This window comes from Pseudomonas sp. CG7 (assembly GCF_023701885.1).
Lineage (GTDB): Bacteria > Pseudomonadota > Gammaproteobacteria > Pseudomonadales > Pseudomonadaceae > Aquipseudomonas > Aquipseudomonas zanjanensis.
In genome coordinates this window covers 35301-43923 of record NZ_JABAEE010000059.1, presented here as the reverse complement: position 1 = coordinate 43923, position 8623 = coordinate 35301, and the positions used below count along the sequence as shown (strand labels likewise).

The 8623-nt window shown below is 64.6% G+C and carries 7 protein-coding genes and 3 pseudogenes; 6 read left to right on the top strand and 4 right to left on the bottom strand.

What is annotated here, in order from left to right:
- Positions 1 to 112: pseudogene (locus HGO40_RS21810) on the top strand (IS110 family transposase); the annotation flags it as partial.
- Positions 113 to 159: 47 nt separating this feature from the next.
- Here HGO40_RS21810 and HGO40_RS21805 read toward each other — a convergent pair.
- A complete protein-coding gene (locus tag HGO40_RS21805; protein ID WP_186706812.1) occupies positions 160 to 681 on the bottom strand; it encodes an SgcJ/EcaC family oxidoreductase in 522 nt (173 codons plus the stop codon).
- 171 nt (positions 682 to 852) lie between these two features.
- Here HGO40_RS21805 and HGO40_RS21800 point away from each other — a divergent pair, with 171 nt between their 5' ends.
- The 5 genes and pseudogenes from HGO40_RS21800 to HGO40_RS21775 all read left to right on the top strand — a co-directional run bounded on the left by HGO40_RS21800 (position 853) and on the right by HGO40_RS21775 (position 6404).
- Entirely contained in the window at positions 853 to 2037 is a 1185-nt protein-coding gene (locus HGO40_RS21800; RefSeq protein ID WP_250964703.1) for a sensor histidine kinase, read from the top strand.
- Positions 2034 to 2702 carry a response regulator gene (locus HGO40_RS21795; protein ID WP_250964700.1) on the top strand — a complete coding sequence of 223 codons (669 nt, stop codon included), beginning with the start codon at positions 2034 to 2036 and terminating at the stop codon, positions 2700 to 2702. The genes HGO40_RS21800 and HGO40_RS21795 overlap by 4 nt, the downstream gene beginning before the upstream one ends.
- A pseudogene (locus HGO40_RS21790) lies at positions 2699 to 5011 on the top strand (ATP-binding protein). The gene HGO40_RS21795 and the pseudogene HGO40_RS21790 overlap by 4 nt, the downstream one beginning before the upstream one ends.
- Positions 5008 to 5475: a response regulator gene (locus HGO40_RS21780; RefSeq protein WP_053187808.1), complete on the top strand. Its 468-nt coding sequence runs from the start codon at positions 5008 to 5010 to the stop codon at positions 5473 to 5475. Before HGO40_RS21790 ends, HGO40_RS21780 begins: the two are co-directional and overlap by 4 nt.
- 32 nt (positions 5476 to 5507) lie before the next feature.
- Positions 5508 to 6404 carry an AraC family transcriptional regulator gene (locus HGO40_RS21775; RefSeq protein WP_250964698.1) on the top strand — a complete coding sequence of 299 codons (897 nt, stop codon included), beginning with the start codon at positions 5508 to 5510 and terminating at the stop codon, positions 6402 to 6404.
- 227 nt (positions 6405 to 6631) lie between these two features.
- Here the strand turns inward: HGO40_RS21775 and HGO40_RS21770 are convergent, their stop codons facing one another.
- From HGO40_RS21770 to tolQ, 3 genes and pseudogenes are all read right to left on the bottom strand, one after another.
- Positions 6632 to 7450, bottom strand: a complete 819-nt coding sequence (locus tag HGO40_RS21770) for an energy transducer TonB (protein WP_250964697.1) — start codon at positions 7448 to 7450, stop codon at positions 6632 to 6634.
- A pseudogene (gene tolR, locus HGO40_RS21765) lies at positions 7447 to 7893 on the bottom strand (protein TolR). Before tolR ends, HGO40_RS21770 begins: the two are co-directional and overlap by 4 nt.
- A 13-nt stretch (positions 7894 to 7906) precedes the next feature.
- Positions 7907 to 8614 carry a protein TolQ gene (gene tolQ / locus HGO40_RS21760; protein WP_250964696.1) on the bottom strand — a complete coding sequence of 236 codons (708 nt, stop codon included), beginning with the start codon at positions 8612 to 8614 and terminating at the stop codon, positions 7907 to 7909.
- Between the last annotated feature and the right edge of the window lie 9 nt (positions 8615 to 8623).

Here is an 8623-nt window from a genome sequence, read left to right as displayed (position 1 = left end):
CCAGGCATTGGTGGTGCTTGCTCGCAAGCTCTGCCGGGTGGCATTTGCCTTGATGAAAAATCAGAGCGAATACCAGCAGAAGCCTATGTTGCAGGGTTGCCCTGCAACATAGAATCTCCCACAGTTGGGCCCACAGCCCGGGCTTTGCAAGCAGTGCCATCAGTGACTGGCATGCAACGTCTTCGGCACTTCCGGCATGGCCGAAGAGTGGTGGTTGATGATCTTCCACTGGCCATCGAGGCGCTCGTAAAGGAAGGTGTAGCGCGCCTGGACTTCGCGCTTGGAACCATCGGCCTGGGTCAGGGTGAAGGTATAGACACCGCTGTCCATCGCCGCGTCAGGCCCCAGGTGACGGATCTCGCGGTAGTTGATTTGCCCCACCGGCTTGCCCGCCAGGAAGTGCTCGAAGTAATCCTGGATCAGCGCCGGCGTATTGCGCACCTTGTTGGAAACGGTCGGTTGCAAAATCGCATCCGGGGCATAGAGACCGGTCACAGCGGTGGCGCTACCGGTTTGCAGCGCGGCGTTCCAGCGGTCGAACAGTGCGGCGATTTCCCGATCATTTACGTTCTTGGGCTGTTCGGCCACGGTGCGATACACGTAGGGTGTGGCCTCGACAGCCTGGACAAGCGGCGCGGTCAGCAGGAAAAAAGCAGCGATGGCACAGGTTTTCATTTTCATCAGAAGGCTCCTTTGGGTTTCAATGAGCCCACTTTGCCGGCCTTCCCCACCTTCGCCATCGGCCAATCGGTGCCAATCGCCTATGCCATTCGGCAGATAGGCCCATTGCCGGTGACACGTTTTAATGGCGCCACCGCGAACCGTCCGATCTTTTTCACGCTGGAGTTCCCCATGCAAAGCCCACCCCATGATCCCGGCAGTGCCCTGGCTATCCGCAGTCAGTATCGCCAGTCGCAAAGCCCCGCCGCGCGCCTGGGGCTGTTGCTGGGCACCGGCCATGAACTGATGCAGTTGCCGCTGCCGGCCATGCGCCAGCGGGCATTGCAACGGGCGTGCGCGTTCATGGCGATGGACCACGGCCTGCTGCTGGAGTGGGCACCGGACAACACGTTGCGCACCCTCGCCAGCCACGGCAGCGCGGAACGCGTCGACCTGCTCGCCAAGCTGGCCCAGCCGCAGACACCCGGCCCGCACTGGCTCGAATCCCCCGGTAGCACCCTGCCCCAGGTCCTGCGGATTCCATTGCGGACCTCCGATGGCGTGACGTTCGGGGCCTTGCTGCTGGGCAACAGCGTCGCCCTCGGCGCGCCAGACAACGAAGACATCGAGTCGCTGCAATTACTGGCGACGCTGTTGGCGGCGCACCTGGAAAACAGTCGCCTGGTCGAAGCCCTGCAAGCCCGCGAGCGGACCATGTCCGAGTTGGTCCACCGCTTGTTCAGCGCCCAGGAAGACGAACGCAAGCGCGTGGCCTACGACCTGCACGACGGCCTGGCGCAAAACCTGGCCGGGTTGCACCAGCGTTTGCAGGGTTTTGCCGGTCGCTGTCCATCCCTGCCACCGGCGCTGGCGAGCGAACTGCAAGCCATCCTCGACCTGGCCCAGGGCTGTGTCGGCGAGGGGCGGCAGTTGATCGGGGGCCTGCGCCCTCACGTGCTGGATGATTTCGGCCTGTACAAAGCCGTCGACAAGGAAGCCGATCGCCTGCGCGACGCGGGCCTGAGCGTAAGCTGGGCCGAGCACAGCAGCGCGCGCCTGCCGGGGAACACCGAGATCGCCCTGTTTCGCATCGCCCAGGAGGGTATCAACAACATCCTCAAGCACGCCCAGGCCAGCCATGTGCACTTGGGGCTGGCGGTGAAAGATGGCCACGCGTGCCTGCGAGTGGAAGACGATGGGCGTGGCTTTGCCCTGGAACAACCCGTCGAGACCAACGGCAGCTGCCACCTGGGGTTGGCCGCCATGCAGGAGCGCGCCAACTTGCTGGGCGGCCACCTGGCCTGTTGCAGCCAACCCGGCGGTGGCACCCGCTTGCTCGCCAGCGTGCCGCTACCGTCCCCGGGAGTACAGCCATGAACCGCCCTTTGCGCCTGCTGCTGGCCGATGACCACGAAGTGACCCGCACCGGTTTTATCAGCATGCTCGCCGACAGCCCCGGATTCGAGGTCGTCGGCCAGGCCCGCGACGGTCAAGAAGCCCTCGACCTGTGCGAGCGGCTACAGCCGGACATCGCAATCCTGGACATCCGCATGCCCGTGCTCAACGGCCTCGGCGCGGCGCGGATCCTGCAGCAGCGCCAGCCCGGGATCAAAGTGGTGATCTTCACCATGGATGACAGCCCCGACCACCTCGAAGCCGCCATCGGTGCGGGTGCGGTCGGCTACCTGCTCAAGGATGCCAGCCGCGATGAAGTGCTCGACGCCCTCAAGCGGGTCGCCCAAGGCGACGAGGCGCTGAACAGCTCGGTCAGCGCGCGCCTGCTGCGCCGCATGGCCGAGCGCGGTGCCGGTAACGCCCCACAGGTCCAGGCCCTGACCGCCCGCGAGCGCCAGGTATTGGGGTTGGTGGCCAGCGGTTTCAGCAATCGTGAAATCGGTGAAAAACTGGGCATCGCACCCGGCACCGCCAAGGCCCATGTCGAGCGCGTCATCGGCAAGCTGGTCGCCGCCGACCGGACCCAGGCCGCCGTGCGCGGCGTGGCCCTCGGATTGGTGGCGCAACCCGCCGGGCAATGGCCATGAGGTTTCTCGCCGCCCGCCGCTGGGCCGACCTGCCGTTGCGGGGCAAAGCCCTGGTGGTGATTTCCCTGCCCCTGGTGGTTCTGCTGCTGTCGTTGGTACTGATCTATATCACCGAACGCCAGACCGCCCGGGCCGAAGAAGACGTGCGCCGGGTGCTGCTGGTCCAGGGTGATATCCAGACGGTCCATACCCTGCTGGCCGAGGCCGCGGCCAGCGTGCGCGGTTACCTGCTGACCCGGCGCGAAGATTTCCTGCCCAGCTACGAACAGGCCACGCCGTTGATCCAGGCCGCGTTGCAACGCCTGGACCAGAACATTCGCGATGCCAGGATGCGCGAGCATCTCAAGACCATCACCCCGCTGATCGCCGACAAGCTCGACGGTTTGCTCGCGTTGCGCAACGGCAAGCGCGACGACCCCGAGGCCATCACCGCGATCCTGATCGAAAACAAACAGGTGTTGGACGTGCTGCGCGAGCAGATCAGCGCCATGCGCATACGCGAGGATGGCCTGCTGGCCGAACGCAGCGCCGCCGCCTCGGCCACGCGCATGCGGCTGTTGTTCGCCACACTGCTGGCGGCGGTGTGCGGGCTGCTGGGGGCCATTGTCGCGGTGCTGTTCCTGTCCAAGGGCATCGTCGCCCGGGTCCAGCAAGTGCAAGGCAACGCCCAGCGCCTGGCCTTGGGCCAACCGTTGTTGCCACAACCGCCGGAGCAGGACGAAATCGGCCAGCTCGGCACGCGCCTGGTGGAGGCCGGGCAGCTGCTCGCCGAACGCGAGCGGGCCCTGCGCGATAACGAAGAGCGATTGCGGCTGATCATCGACGGAGTGAAGGACTACGGGATCTTCGCCCTGGATGCCCAAGGCTACGTCACCACCTGGAACGCTGGCGCGCAGCGGATCAAGGGCTACACCGAGCAGGAAATCCTCGGCCAGCACTTCTCCCTGTTCTACTTGCCCGAGGAATGCCCGGCGCACCCGGACTTGGCCCTGCGCGAAGCCACCCGCGACGGCCACTACATGGAAGAAGGCTGGCGTTGTCGCAAGGATGGCAGCCGCTTCTGGGCCAGCGTGGTCATCACCGCCCAGTACGCCGGCACGGGCGCATTGCGCGGTTTTTCCAAGATCACCCGCGACATCACCGACCGACGCGCCGCCGAAATCGCCCTGCGCACCGCCCGCGAGGAAGCGGAAAGCGCCAGCCGGGCCAAGAGCGAGTTCCTGTCGCGCATGAGCCACGAACTGCGCACGCCCTTGAACGCCATCCTCGGTTTCGCGCAACTGCTGGACATGGATTCCACCGCCGGTCAACGTCCCCAGGTCAGCCACATCCTGCGGGCCGGCCAGCACTTGCTGGCGTTGATCAACGAGGTGCTGGACATCGCCCGGATCGAGGCCGGGCGCCTGCCCTTGAACATCGAACCGATCGCCCTGGCGACGGTGCTGCACGAAGCCTTGACGCTGGTTTCACCCATGGCCGCCGACGCCGGGATCCACTTGGTCGACCTGCCGGCACTGCCCGACGACAGCGGTGTGCTTGCCGACCGCCAGCGCCTGGTACAGGTGTTGCTCAATTTGTTGTCCAACGCCATCAAGTACAACCGGCCCGGCGGCGAGGTGCGCATCGAAGTGAGCGTCCAGCCCCATCAGGTGAGCATCGCCGTCCACGATACCGGCCATGGCATCGCCCCGGAACAACTGGGCCAACTGTTCAAGCCCTTCGAACGCCTGGGCGCCGATCCGCAGGTCGAAGGCACCGGCCTTGGCTTGTCCTTGAGCAAGAACCTGCTGGAGATGATGCAGGGCAACCTGCAAGTCCACAGTGAGCCCGGGCACGGCTGTTGTTTTACCCTGCAACTGCCCGCCACCCAGGTGATCGGCACGCACTAGCCACCCATCGCCGCCTTGGCCGTGACGCGCGCCCCCGTGGACTATCACGGCAAAATCCTCTGCATCGAAGACAACCTGTCGAGCCTCGCATTGATCGAGACCCTGATGCAGCGTCGGCCCGGCATCCAGTTACTGTCGAGCATGCAAGGCCAGATGGGCCTGGACCTGGCCCGCCAGCACAGCCCGCAACTGATCCTGCTGGATGTCACCCTGCCGGACCTTGAAGGCCTGGAAGTTCTGCGGCGCCTGCGCCAGTCCCCGGCCACTGCGGCCACGCCCGTGCTGATGATCACCGCCGATGCCAGCGACCTGACCCATCGTGCCCTGCGTGACGCCGGGGCCACGGCGATCCTGACCAAACCTATCCATATCCAGGCCTTCCTCGGCCACCTCGAACACTATCTACCGGAGCCCGCATGAATCGCGACTTGCGCATTCTGATCGTCGACGATCAGCGCCCCAACCTGGACCTGATGGAGCAACTGCTGGCCCGCGAAGGGTTGCACAACGTGCTGAGCAGCACCGAACCGTTGCGCACGCTGGACCTGTTCAACAGCTTCGAGCCGGACCTGGTCATCCTCGACCTGCACATGCCGGCGTTCGACGGCTTTGCCGTGCTGGAGCAACTGAACCGGCGCATCCCGGCCAACGATTACCTGCCGATCCTAGTCCTCACCGCCGACGCGACCCGTGACACGCGCCTGCGGGCCCTGGCCCTCGGTGCCCGGGATTTCATCAGCAAACCCTTGGATGCGCTGGAAACCATGCTGCGCATCTGGAACCTGCTGGAAACCCGCGCGCTCTATAAAGCGTTGCGCGAGTTGATCCCGTCCCAGCAGATCGAACTGTTGCGCCAGCACCGTCCCGCCGCCGACCCGGCCTAGCCTGGCGGCCGTTTCAGCGAGGCCATCGAAGCATGGAAGTCACCGAACGAACATCGGCAAACGGCCTGCAAGCGCACATTCGCGGCGAACGCCTGGCCACTTCCGACGGCGTATCGAGCAAGGAGATCCTGGTGGAGATCTTTGTCCGTGAGCGCAGCGAAGCCCACATCGTCGTGCCGGCGGTGGCCGAACCGCTGCTAGTCTGGGTGTTATCCGGGGAGGCCATTGTCGAGGAACGTGCCGGCCACGGCGAGTGGGAAGCGAATACGGTGCGCCGCGCAGATTTTTTCCTGACCTCATCCCCAGATCCCTATGAGATGCGCTGGCACGTGACCAGCCGCGAGCCGTTCGTGGTCATGCATGTGTACTTGGGCCTGGCGTTGCTGGAGCGCGCCATAGCCGAAGCCGGCGGCAGCGGCGCGATCCAGTTGCGGGAAGTCTCTGGCGGGCAGGACGAAGCCCTTTCGGCCTTGCTCGAACAGATTCGGGCAGAGTTGACCCGACGCGGTGAACCCAGTGCCTTGCTGATCCAGGGCGTGGCGCAATGCATAGCGGTGCATTTGGCACGGCATTACCTCGATGCCGAGGCCGAGGACATGTCCGGCCGCAACGCCCTGCCCGCCTTCAAGCTCAAGCGCGTCATCGGCTTGATGGAGCAACGTCTGGCCGAACCTTTCTGCCTCGCTGACCTGGCCCAGGCCATTGACCTGAGCGAGTACCACTTCAGCCGCCAGTTCAAGCGCGCCACCAGCCGCTCACCCTCGCAATATTTCATCCAGCTGAGAATGGCCCGGGCCCGCCAATTGCTGATGGAAACCGAGCGCAGCGTCATCGATATCGGCCTGGAAGTCGGGTATGGCAGCGCCAGTCACTTCTCGCAGATCTTCCGCCGCGAAGTGGGCGTGGCGCCGAGTCATTACCGCAAGTAAGGACCACCACATCCCCTGTGGCGAGGGAGCTTGCTCCCGCTCGGTTGCGCAGCGACCGCAAGGTTTGGGACCGTTGCGCGCTCCGACTGCCTGCATACAGAACCCTGTGGGACAGAGCACTGTGGGAGCGAGCTTGCTCGCGATAGCGGTGGGTCAGCCACCGTTGATGTTGACTGGGCTGGACCTATCGCGAGCAAGCTCGCTCCCACAGGTCCTTTCAGCAAGTATCATTTGATCCGGTAGTGAAACGTATTGCGCACCGCAGGCACCGTCACCGCCTTGCCATCGATGATCCGTGGCTGATAACGAAACGCCTGGGCAGCGGCCAGGGACGGGCGGATGAACAATGGATGGCAACCGTCGATGACCTTGGGGCTGTCGATCCGACCGTCCGGCATCACGCTGTATTCCACCGTGCAATCGCCCTCCAGGCCCTTGTCCAGCGCGCGTTGCGGATAGTCCGGGGCTTGCTTGCTCAGCGGTTGGTAGCTGCGGCTGTCGGCGGCGGCCTGGCGTGCCTGCTCAGCGTGGCGTTGTTGGGCAAGCTCCTGCGCTTGCCGGGCCTGGTGCTGCTGTTCGGCAGCCTGCCGCTCGGCGTCTTGCCTGCGTCGTTCGCTTTCCTGGCGTTCGCGCTGCTGCTGTTGGGCCTGTTGCTCGCGCCTTTGCTCCTCGACCCGTTTGCGGGCCAGTGTCGCCTGTTCCAGCTTCTGCGCCTGGACTCGCGGATCCACCGCTGGCTTGGTGGGGACAGGGCGCGGCGCGTCCATGGGTGGCGGGACAGATTCGACCGCGGCGGGTGCAACAGGGGTCACAGCCGCCGGTACAGGCGCTTCGGGTACCGCTGCCGCCGGCAGCATCACCAGTTGCGTGCGCAGCACCTGCGGCGTTTCGGCGGCGGGTTTCTCCACGCGCCATCCCAACACCAACGCCCCGACTATCGCGGCGTGCAAAGCCACGGCGAGCCCTGCCGCCAGGCTGTTTTTCCAGAAGCTACGCCCCAGTGCAGGCACGCTCAAGGAAGAACTGTGCATGATCATCGCCGTCATTGCGGTGCCTCGGTCACCAGTCCCAGGTTGCTCACGCCGCCCTGCTGCAACGCGGCCATGGCCGCGACGACCCGGCCGTAATCGGCATGCTCGTCGGCTCGGATGTACACCTGGGTATCGCTGCGCTCGGCCACGACCTGCGCCACCTTGGCGCGCATCTGCTCCAGGTCCACGGCGCTGTCGGGCTGGTGGTGGGTGTCCAGTTCACCGCCCAGGTTCCAGTAGTAACCGCCCTCGGCCTTGACCGACAGGGTGAGGATTTGCTGGCGACTGTCGGTGGCCAATGCTTCGCTGGCGACCTTGGGCAGTTCGATCTTCACGCCCTAGGTCAGCATCGGCGCGGTGACCATGAAAATCACCAGCAGCACCAACATCACGTCGATGTACGGCACCACGTTCATTTCGGCCTTGGGGCCGTGCTTTCGTTGTGGCTTGACGAGCATTTGCCCTCTCCTTTCAAGCGGCCGCGGCCATGTTCGCCGGGGCACCGTGCAGCTTGCGGTGCAGACGCGCCTGCAGCTCGTTGCCAAACGCGTAGTAACGGGTCAGCAGCGTCTGGCCACGGGCCGCGAAACGGTTATAGGCAATCACCGCCGGGATCGCAGCGAACAAGCCGATGGCCGTGGCGATCAACGCCTCGGCAATGCCCGGCGCCACGGTGGAGAGACTGGCGTGCTGCACTTGGGACAGGCCAATAAACGCATTCATGATCCCCCATACCGTGCCAAACAAACCGATGTAAGGACTGACCGAGCCGACAGTGGCCAGAAACTGCAAACCCTTCTCCAAGTGGACTTCCTGTTCGCTGATCGCCACCTGCAGCGAGCGCTCGACGCCTTCCAGCACCACCTCGGGCGTACTGGAAGGCTGGTTGAGCCGAGTGAAAGCCAGCAAACCCGCCTGGAAAATCGGCGTGACGCCACCGTCTTCTTCGCGCACTTGTGCGTGTTCCCGGTACAAGGGCAACAGGTCCTGTGCGCCGCGGAAACGCTGTATGAAACCGTTGAGCTGCCGCTCGTAGCGCTGCAGCACGGCGCTGCGCTGGATAATCAGGTACCAGCTCAATAACGAGGCCAGCAGCAACGTGAGCATGACCGCCTTGACCAGCAGACTCGCATCGCTGATCAGGCCCCAGATCGTCATGTGTTCCAAAGTGGCTTGCATGGTTGAAAC